At 65.8% G+C, this 17,965-nt stretch carries 13 protein-coding genes; 6 read left to right on the top strand and 7 right to left on the bottom strand.

Going from position 1 to position 17,965, the window contains the following annotated elements; all coding sequences use genetic code 11:
- Positions 1–210 precede the first annotated feature (210 nt).
- Positions 211–759 carry a DUF6013 family protein gene (locus tag B9Z01_RS06905; RefSeq protein ID WP_085481501.1) on the top strand — a complete coding sequence of 183 codons (549 nt, stop codon included), beginning with the start codon at positions 211–213 and terminating at the stop codon, positions 757–759.
- 61 nt (positions 760–820) lie between these two features.
- Here the strand turns inward: B9Z01_RS06905 and B9Z01_RS06900 are convergent, their stop codons facing one another.
- Together B9Z01_RS06900 and B9Z01_RS06895 are read right to left on the bottom strand one after the other, a co-directional pair.
- Complete coding sequence (locus B9Z01_RS06900; RefSeq protein WP_085481500.1) at positions 821–1,624, bottom strand: ABC transporter permease; 804 nt, start codon at positions 1,622–1,624, stop codon at positions 821–823.
- Positions 1,621–2,319, bottom strand: a complete 699-nt coding sequence (locus tag B9Z01_RS06895; RefSeq protein WP_085481499.1) for an ABC transporter ATP-binding protein — start codon at positions 2,317–2,319, stop codon at positions 1,621–1,623. The genes B9Z01_RS06900 and B9Z01_RS06895 overlap by 4 nt, the downstream gene beginning before the upstream one ends.
- A 193-nt stretch (positions 2,320–2,512) precedes the next feature.
- Between B9Z01_RS06895 and B9Z01_RS06890 the strand changes: the two genes are divergently transcribed.
- A complete protein-coding gene (locus tag B9Z01_RS06890; protein WP_085481498.1) occupies positions 2,513–5,038 on the top strand; it encodes an AsmA family protein in 2,526 nt (841 codons plus the stop codon).
- Between the two features lie 124 nt (positions 5,039–5,162).
- On the opposite strand, the gene B9Z01_RS06885 is transcribed toward B9Z01_RS06890, so the two are convergent.
- A complete protein-coding gene (locus B9Z01_RS06885) occupies positions 5,163–5,654 on the bottom strand; it encodes a hypothetical protein (RefSeq protein ID WP_085481497.1) in 492 nt (163 codons plus the stop codon).
- Positions 5,655–6,027: 373 nt separating this feature from the next.
- Between B9Z01_RS06885 and B9Z01_RS06880 the strand changes: the two genes are divergently transcribed.
- The 3 genes from B9Z01_RS06880 to B9Z01_RS06870 all read left to right on the top strand — a co-directional run bounded on the left by B9Z01_RS06880 (position 6,028) and on the right by B9Z01_RS06870 (position 10,350).
- Positions 6,028–7,638 carry a sensor histidine kinase gene (locus B9Z01_RS06880; RefSeq protein WP_085481496.1) on the top strand — a complete coding sequence of 537 codons (1,611 nt, stop codon included), beginning with the start codon at positions 6,028–6,030 and terminating at the stop codon, positions 7,636–7,638.
- 95 nt (positions 7,639–7,733) lie between these two features.
- Positions 7,734–8,225: a response regulator gene (locus B9Z01_RS06875; RefSeq protein WP_085481495.1), complete on the top strand. Its 492-nt coding sequence runs from the start codon at positions 7,734–7,736 to the stop codon at positions 8,223–8,225.
- A 151-nt stretch (positions 8,226–8,376) separates the two neighbouring features.
- Positions 8,377–10,350: a hybrid sensor histidine kinase/response regulator gene (locus tag B9Z01_RS06870; RefSeq protein ID WP_085481494.1), complete on the top strand. Its 1,974-nt coding sequence runs from the start codon at positions 8,377–8,379 to the stop codon at positions 10,348–10,350.
- Between the two features lie 124 nt (positions 10,351–10,474).
- On the opposite strand, the gene mscL is transcribed toward B9Z01_RS06870, so the two are convergent.
- The 4 genes from mscL to mfd form a co-directional block, all read right to left on the bottom strand.
- Entirely contained in the window at positions 10,475–10,921 is a 447-nt protein-coding gene (mscL, locus tag B9Z01_RS06865; RefSeq protein WP_085481493.1) for a large conductance mechanosensitive channel protein MscL, read from the bottom strand.
- 100 nt (positions 10,922–11,021) lie between these two features.
- A complete protein-coding gene (locus tag B9Z01_RS06860) occupies positions 11,022–12,056 on the bottom strand; it encodes a threonine/serine dehydratase family protein (protein WP_085481492.1) in 1,035 nt (344 codons plus the stop codon).
- Between the two features lie 96 nt (positions 12,057–12,152).
- On the bottom strand, positions 12,153–13,397 hold the full coding sequence (gene argE / locus B9Z01_RS06855) for an acetylornithine deacetylase (RefSeq protein ID WP_085481491.1): 1,245 nt from the start codon (positions 13,395–13,397) through the stop codon (positions 12,153–12,155).
- Positions 13,398–13,550: 153 nt separating this feature from the next.
- Complete coding sequence (gene mfd / locus B9Z01_RS06850) at positions 13,551–17,033, bottom strand: transcription-repair coupling factor (RefSeq protein WP_085481490.1); 3,483 nt, start codon at positions 17,031–17,033, stop codon at positions 13,551–13,553.
- Between the two features lie 130 nt (positions 17,034–17,163).
- Here mfd and ispD point away from each other — a divergent pair, with 130 nt between their 5' ends.
- Positions 17,164–17,877, top strand: coding sequence for a 2-C-methyl-D-erythritol 4-phosphate cytidylyltransferase (ispD, locus tag B9Z01_RS06845; RefSeq protein ID WP_085481489.1), 714 nt, complete (start codon positions 17,164–17,166; stop codon positions 17,875–17,877).
- Positions 17,878–17,965 lie beyond the last annotated feature (88 nt).

Below are 17,965 nucleotides of genomic sequence, written 5' to 3'. Positions count from 1 at the left end.
CAGAAACCCCGGCGCCGCAAGCGGGTTAACACCCGAGCTTGCGCGGCACGCGCGGCGTCCCGCTTGGCGTTAGACTGGCGGTGCATCATGCCAAAACGGTTGCGTGTCCCGCAGCCTGGCTGGCCGGCCGTACCGGCTTCATCCAGCCGGGCAGGACGCGGGCAGTCGCGCAGAGGCGGGCGCGCAGCGGTACAACAACGAGGTGACAGTATGGGCTCCAGCTTCAAACTCTCCGCCGTTTCCGTTGCCGCTTCTCTCGCCTGCGCGCTCGTGCCGGCGGCGCACGCCGCCACACCGATCACGGTCACGTCCCAGTCCGCGCTCGACGGTCCGATCCGCTACACCGTGCGCGTTACGTCGAAGCAATTCGGCAATTCCCAGGAAACCCGCACGATCCGCTCCGGCGAATCGGACGACTTCACGTGGAAGACGGTGCCGCCGGGCGGCCCGGTCGCCGCCGTCGACGCATGCCCGGACTATTCGTCGCTGCCGCTCGATGCGAACGGCGCGATGATCCGCCAGACGCAGATCCGCTTCGCGCCGGTCGTCGGCAACGACGGCATCGCGAACGTGCAGTTGAGCTTCCAGGCGCAGACGCCGCGCGGCGTCAAGACGGTGACGAGCGGCGGCAAGACGCTCAAGTGTCCGAACGATGTCCGCATGAGCCAGATCGTGCGTTTCACGATGCCGGTCAATGGCAGCGTGAAAACGCTGACGCTCAGCGACGGCACCTCGGTGACGGTGAGCGCGAAGCGTTGATGGCGGGGTGCGCGTCCGCGCGTGCGTGTTGATCGATGCACGCGCGGTTGCAGGCCCAGGCTCACCGCTTCGCCACGCGCTCCACGAGCCGCGAGGGCAGAAACTGCTGCTCCGCCGAAAAGAGCCGCTGGTACGTCAGCAGCACAGCGCCCACCGTTCCCAACGCCGACGACGCGGCGATCAGAAACATGATGACGATCTGATAACGCACCGCCTGCAACGGCGACTGGCCGGCCAGCACCTGGCCCGTCATCATGCCGGGCAGGCTCACGACGCCGACCACCGCCATCTGGTTCAAAGTCGGCATCATGCCGGCGCGCACCGCCTGGCGCGCCGGCGCCTGCGCCGCTTCCCAGCGCGTCGCGCCGAGCGCGAGCGCCATCTCGACACGATCGCGCCGCGCGGTCAGCTCCTCGGTCATGCGCTCGATGCCAAGTGAGACGCCGGTCAGCGTATTGCCGAGGATCATCCCGAGAATCGGAATCGCATACTGCGGCTCGTACCATGGGTGAATGCGAATCACGACGAAGAGCCCCACGGCCGCGACGAGCCACGAACTGACCCAGATCGACAGCACGCTGTCCGCGCGCTGCCCGGCGTAGCCGTGGCTGCCGCGCTGCGCGCCGGCAAAGCCGGCGATCAGCGTCATCACGATCATGAGCGGCAGCACGACGTACCAGCGGCCGTACTGGAACACCCAGCCGAGCACGTAGCCGATCGCGAGCAACTGCACCACGGTGCGCACCGCTGCCCACGCGAGCTTGCGTTCGAGATCGAGCTTCAGCGCGACCGACACCGCGCCATTCACGACGATCAGCAGCGCCGCGATCGCGACATCCCACAAACTCAGGTTCTGCAGGCTCATTGGCGCAACTCCTCGGGCGCGGCTTCTTCGAGCACGCCGGCGCGCATCGTCAGATGCCGCTCGCTCATGCGCGCGGCTTGCGCCAGATCGTGCGACACCCACATCGACGCGTGGCGGCCGGGCGCGGCGTCGAACCACGCCCGCACGAGCGCCTCGATCGCAAGCGAGGACGCGGGGTCGAGCGAGGCGGTCGGCTCGTCGAGCAGCAGCACCTCGGGCGCGAGTTGCAGCACGCGGATCAGCGCGGCGATCTGCGCTTCGCCGCCCGACAGCTCGCTCGCGAGCTTGCCGAGAAAGTCGCCGCCGCGGCCGGCCTGCCCGGCGAGGGCGGCCGCGCGGTCGCGATCGAAGCGCACGTCGCGATAGGCGCGCAGCTCGAACGGATAGCGCAGGTTGTCTTCGACGCTGCCGTCGATGAGCGCGGGCCGCTGGCGGATATAGGCGACGTTGCGCCGGTAGCGCGGAATCGCCGCGCGCTCGACCGGCGCGCCATGCCACATGATGCGTCCCGCATCGAGCGGGTCGAGCAGTGCGAGCGCGCGTAGAAACACGCTCTTGCCCGAGCCGGACGGCCCGGTAATCGCGACACGCTCGCCGGCGCGCAGCGCGAAGGTGGTCGGCTGCAACAGCGTCTGGCCGCGCTGCGCATCGCGCCGCACGATGCCGTCGGCGAGAACGAAGGGAACATCGGTCATGGTTGGGTCGTCGTGGGGGAATGTATGCGTTGCGGCTGGTTCGGGCGGCAATCCGCTGATCAATCTGTCCTCAAACTGTGCGCCATGATAAAACGACAAGCTCGAACAGCAAGCGCGGTGACGCGCCGCTCAGGTCCGGGCACGATAACTGCACGCCCGGTGCATAACGTAGAACAACACGCGGAGCCTTTAAATGGCAGGGTCGAGCAGCGTCGGAAGACGAATCGGAAAAATCATCGCATGGCTGCTGGCGACGCTCGTCATCCTGATTGCAGCGCTCGTCATCTTCATTCTGACTTTCGACTGGAACCGCGCCCGGCCGTATATCAACGACAAGGTCACGCAGGCGATCGGCCGGCCGTTCGCGATCAACGGCGATCTCAAGGTGGGCTGGCGGGCTCCGGCCGGCGAAACCGGCTGGCGCGGCTGGGTGCCGTGGCCGCGCTTCACGGCGGCCGACATCACGCTCGGCAATCCCGACTGGACCAAGCAGCCGCACTTCGCGACGCTCGACGAAATCGACTTCGAGGTCGAAGTGCTGCCGCTGCTCGCGCACGACATCGTGATTCCGGCGATCAATCTCGTGAACCCGTCGGTCGATCTCGAACGCCTGGCCGACGGGCGCAACAACTGGACCTTCGAGCTGGCGTCGTCGAGCGGGCCGTCGGAATGGAAGCTCGATCTGCGCGACATCGCGTTCGCGAAGGGCAATGTCACGCTGTCCGATCAGAAGGAGAAGGTCGATCTGACGGTGGCTATCGATACGCTCGGTCAGCCGGTTCCGCTCGGCGAAGCGTTGAAGCAGCAGGAAGCGGCCTCGCGTAGCGCGTCGGTGCAGGCGATCGGCAAGGCGGGCGCGAACCGGCTCGCGGCGCAGGCCGAGGCGCAGGCGGCTTCGGAAGCCAAGGCGGCGTCGGAGGCGGCCGCGGCTGCGGCGTCGGATGCTTCGGGAGCTTCAGCGGCTTCAGGTGCCTCGGTAGTAGCAGAAGCGCATTCGGCGGGAGCCTCTGCCGCGGCCGCCACCGCGGCCACCTCGGGCGCCGCGGGCGCACTCACCGCGAGCGGCGCCGTCGCGACGAGCGGGGGCGCCAGCACAGCCGAGACAGCGTCCGGCGCGAGCGGCGCGGCCGGCACCCCCGCCGCCCCGCGCGCCACGCCGCTCTATGCGATCGCGTGGACCGTCAAAGGCAGCTACAACAAGACCGCCGTGTCGGGCAGCGGCAAGGTGGGTGGCGTGCTCGCGCTACAGGACGCGAACCGGCCGTTCCCGGTGCAGGCCGATGTGAAGGCCGGCGATCTGCATGTCGCGTTCGTCGGCACGATCACCGACCCCGCGCATCTCGCGGCGATCGATCTGCGTCTCTGGCTGCAAGGCAACAGCATGGCGCACCTCTATTCGCTGACCGGCGTCACGCTGCCCGAGACGCCGCCGTATGCGACCGACGGGCATCTGATCGGCCGCTTCAAGGCGCATGCAAGCGTCTTTACGTATGAAAATTTCACGGGCCGGGTCGGCGGCAGCGATCTGAACGGCTCGCTCACCTATACGGCGCGGGAGCCGCGTCCGCTGTTGCAGGGCGAACTCGTGTCGCACCTGCTGCAGTTCTCCGACCTCGCACCGGTGATCGGCGCGGATTCGAGCGCGAGCAAGGCGAAGCGCGGCGACGCGACCGCACAGCCGAGCGGCCGTGTGTTGCCGGTCGAGGAATTCCACACCGACCGCTGGAAGGCGATCGATGCCGACGTCAAGTTCACGGGCCGGCGCATCGTCAAGAACTCGAGCCTGCCGATCACGGACCTCTACACGCACGTCGTGATGACCGACGGCGTGCTCTCGCTCGAACCGCTCAAGTTCGGGGTCGCGGGTGGCTCGCTCGCATCGGACATCCATCTGGACGGCAGCGCGACGCCGCTCAAGGGACGCTTCTCGACCTCGGCTCGGCATCTGAAGCTGAAGCAGCTGTTCCCGAACTTCAAGACGATGCAGAACGCGCTCGGCGAGATCAACGGCGACGCGTCACTCTCCGCGACCGGCAATTCGCCGGCGGCGCTCGCGGCCACCTCGAACGGCGAGGTGAAGGCGCTCGTGACCAACGGCACGGTGAGCCGTCTGTTGATGGAGGCGGCGGGCCTGAACGTCGCGAACGTCGTGTATGAAAAGCTGTTCGGTAATCGCGACGTGAAGATCAACTGCGCGGCGGCGGATTTCGTCGCGACCAACGGCGTGCTCGAAACACGCGTGTTCGCGCTCGATACCGACGACGCGGTCATCAGCATCGACGGTCAGGTGAATCTGCGCGACGAGACGATGGACCTCAACGTCCATCCGCACACGAAGGGTTTCCGGGTGTTTTCGCTGCGCTCGCCCTTCTACGTGAGGGGTACCCTCAAGGATCCGCACGTCGGCGTGAATGCGGCCGCGCTTGCGTTGCGCGGTGGCGCGATGATCGGGCTCGGGCTCATCAATCCGTTCGCGGCGCTGATACCGCTGCTTGCGCCAAGCGACAACAAGCCGGTGCCGTGCGCCGAACTGCTCGCGCAGGTCAGGCAGATGCCGAAGGCGCCGCCGCCGGGTGTGAAGCAGCAGCCGAAGGCGCCGCTTTCGATCGATGGCGTGCCGGGCAACAAGTCGTCGGGCGCGCCTCGCACTCCTGGTGCGGCCGATCGCAAGCCCGCGACGCTGTCGCCGGCAAACGCTGCTGAATACAAGGGGAGCTGACGGAAGCGATGCTGTGCGGCTTGCCCGCGCACAGGTAAGAAAGAACGACGACGGCTACGGAAGAGCCCGCCACAAAACCATCAACCGCGTTGTCCGCGGCGAGTCGGCAGCACCGATTTTCAGCCTACCTGAGCGAGCGTGGCGTTGCGTCTCCTGCCGCATCCTGGCGGCGCACGCCGCGACGGGTGCTGACTCGCGTCGCGCCGAATTCCGTCAGAATCTTGCCGCGCGCGCGGCTTGCAAACACGAGGAAGCCGAAGCCGTCCGCCTCGTACCAGTAGCCGCCGTTTTCGAGACCGTCGAGCGGCTGCTCCAGTGCGTTGGTGATGGATTCGATGCAGCGCCGCCGCAATTCGGCCGGCGCGGGATAGGGCGGCTGTGCGCCGCGCACGCTGCACAGAAGCACGTCGAGCCCGGGCAGCACATGCGCATAGAGGACCGGCTCGTCCTGCGCGCGGGCGCGCGCGATTTTGGTGTCGAGCTGACCGAATGGCTTGAAATGCCGCAGGACCGCGAGGAACGACTCGTCGCCGTCCACCTTCGCGCGTCTACGCTTTTTCGGGAAGGACATAAAAATTCGCCTGAAAAAGAATTGCAAGAAACGCTGCGTCCTCATGCGACCACTCCCGGCTTTCGCGCGCCGCACGTCGATCTTTTATAGCATACGAGAAGGCCGGATTCACGGTGATTCGACAGCTTGCGCCGCTTCACCGCTTCCCGCACGAATCATGCCGAATCGCCTCGCCGCGCGCTTTCGCTTCCCAGCAGATGTTGTCTCCATCATAGACTCACGAGACGCCGAAAAAACATCCCATGCCAATAAAAAAGTCATTTTTGTGTGGGCGAGCGCTTCCTGCCGCTACATTGAAATATCTCGGATTCACGTCGATAATGGCCCGTCCGGCCGCGCTGCGCCCGCCTCGCGGGGCGCGATGGGAGTGCGCGGGCCGCCGCCGTTTGAACGACCGCCTGAACGCCCTTCCGGGAACATGAAACTATTCACCAAGGGTCTGCTGCTGATCGCGGTGCCGAGCGTGGTCGAACTTGCGCTGCTCGGCGTCGTCTTCGATACGCAGGAGCAGACCGCGCAGGCCGCGCAGTGGGTCGATAACAGCAAGCAGATCCTTTACCAGTCGTCGGCCATCGTCGATCCGTTGCTGCGCGAGGCGGCGCGCGTGCGCACGGCCATGGTGACCGGCGACGCATCGCTGATCGACCGTCACGCGGTGTGGGTCGACCTCAACGACCGGCTCGCGAAGCTCGACACGCTCGTCGCCGACACGCCGCAGCAGGCCGAACGCGTGCGCAACATGCGGCGCGTGATCGATGCCTACCGCGAGCAGAGCGTCGCGATCTCGCAGGCGCTGCACGAGGGGCGCGGCCTCGGCCCCTATCTCGCGCTCGAAACCGGCGCGTTGCCGCGCCAGGTCGCGGCGTTTCGCGACGAACTGGCCGCGTTCGGCACCGAGGCGTCGCGGCTCGACACCGAACGCTCGACGGCGCTCGCGCAGCGGCGCGAGCGTCAGCAATATGCACTGATCGCCGTCGTGCTCGGCTCGATGCTGATCTGGGCGGCGACCGCGATGGTGTTCGCGCGCAGCATCGGCCGCCGCCTCGAAGTGCTGATCGATAACGCCGAGCGTCTCGGCAGCGGCCGGCCGCTCGCGGCGCCGTTGTCGGGCAGCGACGAAATCGCCGCGCTCGACACCGTGCTGCATCAGACCGACACGCGTCTGCGCGAAGCGGAAACCGAACAGGACGCGCTGAAGACGCAACTCGAGGTGCGTGCCCAGGAACTGGCGGCCGTCAATGAGGAATTGCGCCAGGAAACGCAAGATAATGAAATGTTCATCTACAGCGTGTCGCACGATCTGCGCTCGCCGCTCGTGAATCTGCAGGGGTTCTCGAAGGAGTTGCACGTGTCGTGCGACGAGCTGGAGCGCATCGTCGCAGACACCGACCTGCCTGCGAACGAACAGCGGCGCATGACACATATTCTCGACGGCGACGTGCGCGAGTCGCTGCATTATCTGCGCACCGCGGTCGCGCGCGCGGCGTCGATCATCGACGCGCTGCTGCGGATTTCGCGCGCCGGGCGGCTCGAATACCAGTGGCAGCGCGTGAGCGTCGGGCGTGTCGTGGGCCGGGTCGTCGATGCGATGCAGGGCGCGATCAGCCAGCGCGAGGCGGTGGTTGCGGTGCGCGATCTGCCGCCTGCCTGGGGCGATCCGGCGGCGGTCGAGCAGATCTTCAGCAACCTGATCGGCAACGCGCTGAATTTTCTGGACCCGGCGCGGCGCGGGCGCATCGAGGTCGGCGCGCTCGAGTCCGAAAGCGTCGACGAAACCGGGGCGCACGCAGTGCGTATGCGCACTTATTATGTCCGCGATAATGGGTTGGGGATTCCGGCCGCGTATCTGTCGAAAGTTTTTCGCGCGTTTCAGCGTTTGCACGGCGACGTGGCGGGCGGCGAGGGCATCGGTCTCGCGGTGGTGCGGCGCACGGTGGAACGGCATGGCGGGCGCGTGTGGGTCGAGTCGGCCGAGGGGGCGGGGTCGACCTTTTTCGTGGTGCTGCCTGAGCAGCCGATGCGTTTCTGAGGAGGCTGCCGCGTTGGCGGTGGCGGATTTGCGCTTGGCGGGCCGCGCGGTAGCCTGCATGACCAATCGCTAGCACGGGTTAGCACGGAGAGCATATGAGTCACGCGCAAACGGTCAGCATCGTGCTGATCGAAGATGACGACGGCCACGCGACGCTCGTCGAGCGTAATCTGCGTCGCGCCGGCATTTCGAACGGCTTCGTGCGCTTTCGCGACGGCCAGCAGGCGCTCGACTATTTCTTCGGCCCCACGCCCGCCGAAGCCCTGCGCGATCCCGAAGGGAATCATTATCCATCGCGCGAGAATCTCGGGAGTTTCGTCGTCCTGCTCGATCTGAAAATGCCGCGCGTCGACGGCTTCGAGGTGTTGCGGCGCCTGAAGGAAGCACCCGAGACCGCCGCCGTGCCGGTCATCGTGCTGACCACGACCGACGATCCGCGCGAGATCACGCGCTGCTACGAACTCGGCTGCAACGTCTACATCTGCAAGCCGGTGGAATACGATGCGTTCATCGAGGCGGTGCGCCGGCTCGGCTTCTTCCTGCAGGTGGTCAAGCTGCCGCCGGGGCATCGGCTGGCCCCGCCGTGAGCCGCGGCGAGAAAGCTGCGCCGCCAGCGCCGCGTGAAGCTGACCACATGAAGTTGGGGCATGAAGTTCAGCGTATGAAGTTCCGCGCATGAAGCTGACCGAAAGCCGTTCATGACAAGATAAGCGATCGAACTAGCCAGAGAAGACCTGCATGACCGAAGAAGTGTCCACGCCGCACGCCGCCTATGTGCTCGTCGTCGACGACGACGAGGGCATCCTGCGGCTTGCGCGCAAGTCGCTCGAACGCGCCGGTTGCCGGGTGGCGATCTGCGCCGGAATCGAGGCCGCGCGCGACCGGCTCGCGAGCGGCGGCCCCGATCTGCTGGTGCTCGACTATCAGTTGAGCGGACCGGACACCGGGCTCGATTTCTTCCGCCGCCTGCGCGCGGAAGGCATCCGGATTCCCGCGATCCTCGTGACCGGCTTCACCGACGAATCGCGCGTGATCGAAGCGCTGCGCGCGGGCGTGTCCGACGTGGTGCCGAAGTCCGGCGACTATCTCGACTATCTTCCCGAGGCGGTCGAGCGCGTGCTCTCGCAGGTGCGTCTGCAGCGCGCCTCGGACGAAGCGCTGCTGCTGCGCGATCGCGAGCTGCATTACCGCACGCTGTCGGAGGCGCTGCCGCATCTCGTGCTGACCTGCAATGCGGCGGGCGATTGCGATTTCCTCTCGAAGCAGTGGCACGACTACACGGGCATGTCCGAGCACTGTTCGTACGGCCTCGCATGGCTCGATGCGGTGCATCCTGACGATCGCGAGGAGATTCGCCGCAGCTGGCTCAAGGCGGTCGCCGGCCAGAGCGGTGACTACCGGCGCGAGATGCGGATTCGCCGGCACGACGGCGAATACCGCTGGTTCGACGTGCGCGCGGTCGCGATGCGCGACGCCGAAAACAACGTCAGCAAATGGTTCGGCAGTTGCACGGACATTCACTCGCAGCGTGAGGCGATCGAGGAGCGCGAGCGGCTGCTCGCATCAGAGCAGGCCGCGCGTCAGGCCGCCGAGGAGGCGAACCGCGCGAAAGACCGCTTTCTCGCGATGCTGTCACATGAATTGCGCACGCCGCTCACGCCGGTGCTGGCCGGCGCGAGCGTGCTCGAGATGATCCCCGATCTGCCCGGTCAGGCGCGCAGCAGCGTGCGCATGATTCGCCGCAACATCGAGCTCGAGGCGCGCCTGATCGACGATCTGCTCGATCTGACGCGCGTCGCGAACGGCAAGCTGCGGCTGTCGCTCGAAACCGTCGACGTGCACGACGTGATCGACAGCGTGCTCGAACTCTTTCGCAGCGAGATTCAGGTCAAGCAGCAGGACGTGCACGTCGACAAGCTCGCGACGCATCATTACGTGCTCGCCGATCGCGCGCGCCTGCAGCAGATGCTGTGGAACCTGATTCGCAACGCCGCGAAGTTCACGCCGGACGGCGGTCACATCTACGTGCGCACGCGCGACGAGCGCATGCACGTGCAGATCTCGGTCGAGGACACGGGCATCGGCATCGAGCCGGAGCAGATCGGCAAGCTCTTCAACGCGTTCGAGCAGGGTGACCAGAACATGACGCGGCAATTCGGCGGCCTCGGCCTCGGTCTTGCGATCACCAAGGCGCTGACCGACGTGCACGGCGGCACCGTGATCGCGCACAGTCCCGGCCCGCACTGCGGCGCGACCTTCACGATCACGCTGCCGACCGCGGCCGCGCCCGCCGCGGCGCAGCCGGTCGTCGTGCCAAGCACCGTGCAGCCGGCGAGCCCGTTGACCGTGCTGCTGATCGAAGATCACGCGGACACTGCCGAGGTGATGGCGCAACTGATCCGCAGCGTGGGTCATGCGGTGACGGTGGTCGGCCGCGTCGATGACGCGCTCGCTGCCACCCAGTTGCAGCGCTTCGATCTGGTCGTCAGCGATGTCGGCTTGCCCGATGGCACCGGCCTCGATTTCGTCAAGGCGTTCCGCGAACATTCGGATGCGCCGGCCGTCGCGCTGACCGGCTTCGGCACCGACGAGGACGTGCGCCGCTGTCTGGGCGCGGGCTTTACTTCGCATCTGACCAAGCCTGTCAATTTCGGCCAGCTCGAAACGATGATCGAAAGTGCGGCGCAGATGAAGGCGCGCAAGGGCGCATAAAGGCGCTTGAGGGCGCTTGAAGGTGCGTGAGGCGCGAAAACACAAAGGCCTGTTGCGACAACCATCGCAACAGGCCTTTTCTGTTTCATCGGCTCCGGCCGTCAAACCGGAGTTTCATTCATGGTCAACGCGGCTGATTCTTGAGCGTATCGCGGATCTCGCGCAGCAGCAGCACGTCTTCCGGCGTCGGCGGCGGTTCCGCCGGCGCGGCTTCGGCCGGCTTGCGCAGATTGTTGATGAACTTGACCATCAGGAAAATGATGAACGCGAGGATGACGAAGTTGATGAGCACCGTGATGAACGAACCGTAGCCGATCACCGCGACGCCCGCTGTCTGCAGGTCTTTGTACGAACCGGGACTGCCTTTGTAGCTCGCCGGAATGTCGCCGAGGCGAATGAACATATTCGAGAAGTCGAGGCCGCCGGTGGCGAGCCCGACAATCGGCATAATCAGGTCTTTGACCACGGAATTGACAATGCTGGAAAACGCGCCGCCGATGATGACACCGACCGCGAGATCCATCACATTGCCTTTGAGGGCAAATTCTTTAAATTCCTTGACCATGCTCATAGAAACCTCTCCCCAGATATGAATAGCCGAATAATACCAATCTGCGGCGGATAGGCTAGTGTTTTAGCAGCAATCCAGGAGGCGCGTTCAATCGACGTAACTAACGCGGAAACTGTGACTCGCTATGACGCGCGCGCTCGAGATGCGCGGCAAAGCTGACCGGGTCCGTGTTGGTGCCGCAGAGCAGGATGCCCACGCGTTTGCCGTGCAACTGCTCCCGCAGCGGCCCGAGCAAGGCCGCCGTGGCAGCGGCGCAGGCGGGCTCGACGGCCAGCTTCAACTGTTCGAAGAGAATCAGCATCGCCGCGCGCAACTGATCGTCGGAAACGGTGACGAGCCGGTCGACATGGCGGCGGCAGAGTTCGTAGCTGTATTGCTCGGTATGCGGCGACATCAGCGAATCGGCGATGCTGTGCATATGGCCCATTCTGACCGTATGGTTGGCGGCGAAACTCTTGCTCATCACGTCCGAGCCTTCGGGTTCGACACCATACACATGCACGTTCGGATTCGCGAGCCGCAGCGCCGTGGCGACGCCGGCGGCCAGGCCTCCGCCGCCGACCGGCACGATCGCCGCTTCGAGGTCCGGCGTTTGCGTCGCCCATTCGTAGCCGAGCGTGGCCGTGCCGAGCACGGTGCGATAACCGTTGAACGGATGCACGAAGTAGCGGCCTTCCTCGGCTTCGATTCGTCGCACGAGTTCGAACGCCTCGGCGAGGTCTTCCGCATAGACGATGTCGGCGCCGTACTCGCGGCAGAGCGCGACGCGCGCCGGATTGGCCGCCCTGAACAGCACGACCTTCGCGCCGATGCCAAGACGCTTCGCCGCGTAGGCGACCGCCACCGCGTGATTGCCGCCCGACACGCAGGTCACGCCCGCGCTCTTCTGTATGTTGTCGAGCGCGAGCAGGTTCGTGAACGCGCCGCGCGCCTTGAAGCTGCCGCTCGCTTGCAGCAGTTCGAACTTGAAATTCACCGCCGTGCCTTGCAGCGATGAAAAATCGAGCCGGTCGAGCACCGGCGTTCGCACGATCCACGGCGTCAGCACAAAATGCTGCGCGGCGATGTCGTCGAGCGTGGGGATCGGCTCGCCGTCGATCGTGTGGTCCGTGTGTTGCGGCATGGCGCTTGACATGGCGGTAGCGTGGGTGTCGTCGATATATCTGAGACCCGTTTCGCGGCGCGCAGTTTCAGCGTGCGCGCCTTGCTTCGCGGCTTTATTTCGTGGCCCTTACTTCGCGGCTTCCACCGACATGCTGTGGATGAACTTGCGCAGGAAGCGCTCGCAGCCCGCGAGCTGTTCCAGTTCGACGAATTCGTTCGCCTTGTGCGCCTGCTGGATGTCGCCGGGACCGCACACGATGCTCGGAATGCCCGCGTTCGAAAAGAGCCCGGCCTCGGTGCCGTACGCGACCTTGCGTTTGTCCTGATCGGCGGTGAGCGCGCGCACGAGCTGCGTGATCGCGGCCTGTTCGGACGCATCGAGCCCAGGCGCCGCGGCGATCTTCGTGATCTCGATCGCGGCCGACGGATGCTCGCGCAACATTTTCGGCAGCAGCGTTTCACGTGCGTAGGTGTCGATGCGCGTGAAGATCTGCTCGGGGTCGAGCGTGGGCAGATTGCGGAATTCGAACTGGAACTGGCATTCGGCCGGCACGGTGTTGATCGCATTGCCGCCCGTGATCGTGCTGGTTTGCGCGGTGCTGAACGGCACGTCGTACAGTTCGTCGAACGGGCCTTGCTCGCGGAATTGATCGGCTATGTCGCGAATGTGGCAGATGAGGCGCGCGGCGTACTCGATTGCGTTCAAGCCCTTCGGCGTCAGCGACGAATGCGCGGCCTGGCCGCGCACGCAGCACTGATACGCGTTGATGCCCTTGTGCGCGATGATCGGGCGCATGCTGGTCGGCTCGCCGACGATGCAGCCGTCCGGTTTCACGCCGCGCTTCATCAGATCGGCGATCAAAAGCGGCGCGCCGACGCAGCCGACTTCCTCGTCGAACGACAGCGCGAAGTGGATCGGCTTGGCGAGCTTGGTACGCTGCATGTCCGGCACGAGCGCGAGCGCCGCGCCGATGAAGCCCTTCATGTCGCAGGTGCCGCGGCCATACAGCCTGTCGCCGCGAATCTCGGGCTTGAACGGATCGCTGTCCCACTGCTGGCCGTCCACCGGCACGACATCCGTATGGCCCGACAGCACCACGCCGCCGTTCGTTTCGCCGTCGTGCGCGGGGATCGTGGCGAAGAGGTTCGCCCATTTGCCGCCTTTGCCATGCGTGAGCGTCGCGTCGATGCCGACCGCGCGCAATTCGTCGCGCACGGTTTCGATCAGGCCGAGATTCGGATTGCGGCTTACCGTGTCCATCGACACGAGACGGGTGACCCAGGGCAGGGAAACAGGAGAGGCGGGAGAAGCGGGAGAGGCAGGGGAGGCGGAAGACTGCGACGATTGAGCTGCTTCAACGGCGTGAGACATGACGGGACTCCAGCATTTGCGTTGGTCGATCATATCCCAAAAGGGTCTTTGTAAGGTTATTCGCGTGGCGCGGCGGCGTTGGCGCAGCGCAGCATCGGCGCAGGAAAACGGGGGACGTCCCCCCGTTTTCTTCATGTACCGCGCGCCGCGCTTCTAGCGCGTGGCGGTGGCCGCCGCCGTGCCGCGGCTGGGCGTTCCGAGCGCGCGCAACGTCTCCTTGACGGTGGCGACGCGCACCGCGAGATCGGGGCTGCGCGTTTCGATGCGCAGCTTGTCCTGGCCCGCGAGCTTGATGTGCTTGTGCTTCTGCACCATCTCGATGATCCGCATCGCGTCGACGGGCGGATTGGGGATGAACTGCAGGCCGATCACCGCTTCGCCCGCATCGATCTTCGAGATGCCGAGCGGCTTCGCGGCCAGCCGCAGACGGTGCGTTTCCACGAGCGCATGCGCCTGCGGCGGCAGCTTGCCGAAGCGGTCGATCAGTTCCTCCTGGATGCCGTCGATCGAATCGTTGTGTTCGCAATTCGCGAGGCGCTTGTAGAGCGACAGACGCTCCTGCACGTCGCCGCAATAGTCCGAGGGCAGGATGGCGGGCGTGTGCAGGTTGATCTCGGTGGTCGCGGCGAGCGGCGCGGTGAGGTCCGGCTCCTTGCCGTCCTTGAGCGCCTTGACTGCGTCGTTGAGCATGTCGGTATAAAGCTGGAAGCCGATCTCGTGAATCTCGCCCGACTGCTTGTCGCCGAGCACTTCGCCGGTGCCGCGAATCTCGAGGTCGTGCATCGCGAGATAGAAGCCCGAGCCGAGTTCCTCCATCTGCTGGATCGCTTCGAGGCGGCGCTGCGCCTGCTTCGTGAGCCCTTGCGGATCGTGCACGAGCAGATACGAATACGCCTGGTGATGCGAGCGCCCGACGCGGCCGCGCAGCTGATGCAATTGCGCGAGACCGAACTTGTCGGCGCGATGGATCAGGATCGTGTTCGAGCTCGGCACGTCGATGCCGGTTTCGATGATCGTCGTGCACAGCAGCACGTTCGCGCGTTGCGCGACGAAATCGCGCATCACGCGCTCCAGTTCGCGCTCATGCATCTGGCCGTGCGCGACCGCAATGCGCGCTTCGGGCACGAGCGCTTCGAGCATCTGCCGGCGGTTCTCGATCGTCTCGACTTCGTTGTGCAGGAAGTACACCTGGCCGCCGCGCTTGAGCTCGCGCAGCATGGCCTCGCGAATCACGCTGTCTTCCTCGCGGCGCACGAAGGTCTTGATCGCGAGGCGCTTTTGCGGCGCGGTTGCGATGACCGAGAAATCGCGCAAGCCTTCGAGCGCCATGCCGAGCGTGCGCGGAATCGGCGTCGCGGTCAGCGTGAGCACGTCGACTTCGGCGCGCAGTGCCTTCAATGCTTCTTTCTGGCGCACCCCGAAGCGATGCTCCTCGTCGATGATGACGAGCCCGAGCCGCTTGAACTGCACGTCCGACGACAGCAGCTTGTGCGTGCCGATCACGATGTCGACCGAGCCTTCGTTGATCTGCTGGATCGCCGCGTTCACTTCCTTGGTCGACTTGAAGCGTGACAGTTCGGCGATGCGCACCGGCCAGTCGGAGAAGCGGTCAGTGAAGGTTTGCGTGTGCTGTTCGGCGAGCAGCGTGGTGGGCGAAAGCAGCGCGACCTGCTTGCCGCCCATCACCGCGATGAAGGCCGCGCGCAGCGCGACCTCGGTCTTGCCGAAGCCGACGTCGCCGCACACGAGCCGGTCCATCGGCTTGCCGCTCGTCATGTCGCCGATCACGGCGGCGATCGCGGCCGCCTGGTCCGGTGTTTCCTCGAAGCCGAAGCTCTCGGCGAACTTCACATAGTCTTTCGGTTCGAGCGCGAACGCGTGGCCCTCGCGGGCGGCGCGCCGCGCGTACAGATTGAGCAGTTCGGCCGCGGTATCGCGAATCTGCTGTGCGGCCTTGCGCTTCGCCTTTTCCCACTGGCCCGAGCCGAGCGAGTGCAGCGGCGCGCTTTCGGGGTCGGCGCCGCTATAGCGTGAGATCACGTGCAACTGCGCGACCGGCACGTAGAGCTTGCTGTCGCCCGCGTATTCGAGGTGCAGGAACTCGGTTTCGCCTTCGCCGAGGTCCATCGTGACGAGACCCATGTAGCGGCCGATGCCGTGCTGCGAATGCACGACGGGGTCGCCCACTTTGAGCTCGGACAGGTCGCGCACCATCGAATCGACGTTGCTCGCCTGTTCCTGGCGGCGGCGCCCCGCGCGGCGCGCGAGCGGCCCGTACAACTCCGTTTCGGTGATGATCGCGATGCCGTCGCCCGGCACCGCGAAGCCGTTCGCGAGCGGTGCGACGCCGAGCGAGAAGCGCGCGTCGCCCGTGAGCCAGTCCAGGAAGCTGTCGCTCGAGGCGGGCCTCAGATGATTGTCGGCGAGCAGTTGCAGCAGCGTCTCACGGCGGCCGGCCGATTCGGCGGCGAACAGCACGCGGTTCGGCGTGCTGGCGAGATACGCGCGCAGGGCCGCGACGGGGTCGTCGGCGTGCCGGTCGATCGCGAGGTTCGGCAGCGCGACCGACCAGGCGCCGCCGCCATCGACAGGCAGCGCGAGCCGTGCGAACGGCTTGGCGAGCGTGAAAAAGTCCTCGTCCGAGAGGAACAGCTTCTGCGGTTCGAGAATCGGCCGGTCGCGGTCGTGCGAGAGGAAGTTGAAGCGCTGCTTCGTGTCGTTGGTGAAGCGCCGGATTGCCGCGTCCAGATCGCCGACGAACGCGAGTTGCGAGCCTTCCGGCAGGTAATGGAAGAGGGTGGCCGTCTCCTCGAAGAAGAGCGGCAGATAGTATTCGATGCCCGCTGACGGCACGCCGTTGCCGATGTCTTTATAGATCGACGCGCGGCTCGGATCGCCCTCGAAAGTCTCGCGCCAGCGGCTGCGAAACGCGGTGCGCGCGGCTTCGTCGAACGGGAATTCGCGGCCCGGCAGCAGGCGCACGTCCTTGACCGGGTAGAGGCTGCGTTGTGTGTCCGGATCGAACGCGCGGATCGAGTCGACCTGGTCGTCGAACAGATCGATCCGGTACGGCAGCGGCGAGCCCATCGGAAAGAGATCGAGCAGCGAGCCGCGCACGCAGTATTCGCCGGGACGCACGACCTGGCTCACGTGCTCGTAGCCGGCGAGCGTCAGCTGCGCCTTGAGCTTCGCTTCGTCGAGGCGCTCGCCTTGCGAGAACGAGAACGTGTAGGCCGCGAGAAACGACGCGGGCGGCATGCGGTACAAGGCGGTCGTGGCCGGCACGAGCAGGATGTCGCAGCGGCTTTCGCCGAGATCGTGCAGCGTCGCGAGGCGCTCGGAGACCAGATCCTGGTGTGGAGAGAACGTGTCGTAGGGCAGCGTCTCCCAGTCGGGCAGCAGACGCACGCGCGCTTCGGGCGCGAAGAAGCCGATTTCCTGCGACAGACGCTGCGCGTCGACCGCGCTTTCGCAGACCACCGCCAGCAACGGCATTTTCTCGCGATACGCGAGATGGTAACGGGCGATCAGCAGCGCGTCGGACGAGCCGTGCGTGCCGTCGAAGGCGAAACGCTGGCCGGCCTTGACGAGCGCGACGGGCGGGGAGGACTGCGAGGATGCGGCGATGTCTGGCATAAAGGGGAGAATGGGGCTCGGTGGGGCTCAGGCTCACACGTGACGGCCAAGTTTACGCGTGTCGGGCGTGGATGGCGAAGGAGCTATTATAAAATCCGTCCTTTACTTTGACTTCGCGGCATCCGCACTCGTGACTTCCCGTCTATTCGCCCTGATTCCGTGCGCAGGCACCGGCAGCCGTTCCGGCGCCGCGATGCCCAAACAATATCGCACTGTCGCCGGCCGCGACATGCTCCATTACTCGCTCGCGGCATTCGACGCGTGCAGCGAATTCGCGCAGACCCTCGTCGTGATCGCGCCCGACGACCAGCATTTCGACGCGCGCCGCTTCGGCGGCCTGCGCTTCGCGGTGCGCCGCGTGGGCGGCGCGTCGCGCCAGGCGTCGGTGCTGAACGGTCTGCATGCGCTCACCGAATTCGGCGCGCACGACGACGACTGGGTGCTCGTGCACGATGCGGCGCGCCCCGGCATCACGCCCGCGCTGATCCGCACGCTGATCGGCTCGCTGAAGGACGACGCGGTCGGCGGCATCATGGCGCTGCCGGTCGCCGATACGTTGAAGCGTCTCGACGCCGCTTCTCATGATGGCCGCATCGCCCGCACCGAAGCGCGCGACGGCCTGTGGCAGGCGCAGACGCCGCAGATGTTCCGCATCGGCATGCTGCGCGAGGCGATCCTGCGCGCGCAGGCCGATGGTCACGATCTGACCGACGAGGCGAGCGCGATCGAATGGTCGGGCCATGCGCCGAAGCTCGTGCAAGGCAGCTTGCGCAACTTCAAGGTGACGTATCCCGAGGATTTCGAGCTGGCCGAGGCGATTCTGAGCCGGGCTGCGGCGTCGTGATGTTTTGCCGGTATTGCAGTGAGCGGGCTGCATGGGCGGCTTAAAGAGACTTTAGATAAGCCTTGAAGAAGACTTCAGGACTTGAGGA

It is taken from the genome of Paraburkholderia susongensis (genome assembly GCF_900177725.1).
Classification (GTDB): Bacteria; Pseudomonadota; Gammaproteobacteria; order Burkholderiales; family Burkholderiaceae; genus Paraburkholderia; species Paraburkholderia susongensis.
Note: the sequence above shows the minus strand (reverse complement) of the source record. Positions and strands in the feature narration are given on the sequence as shown.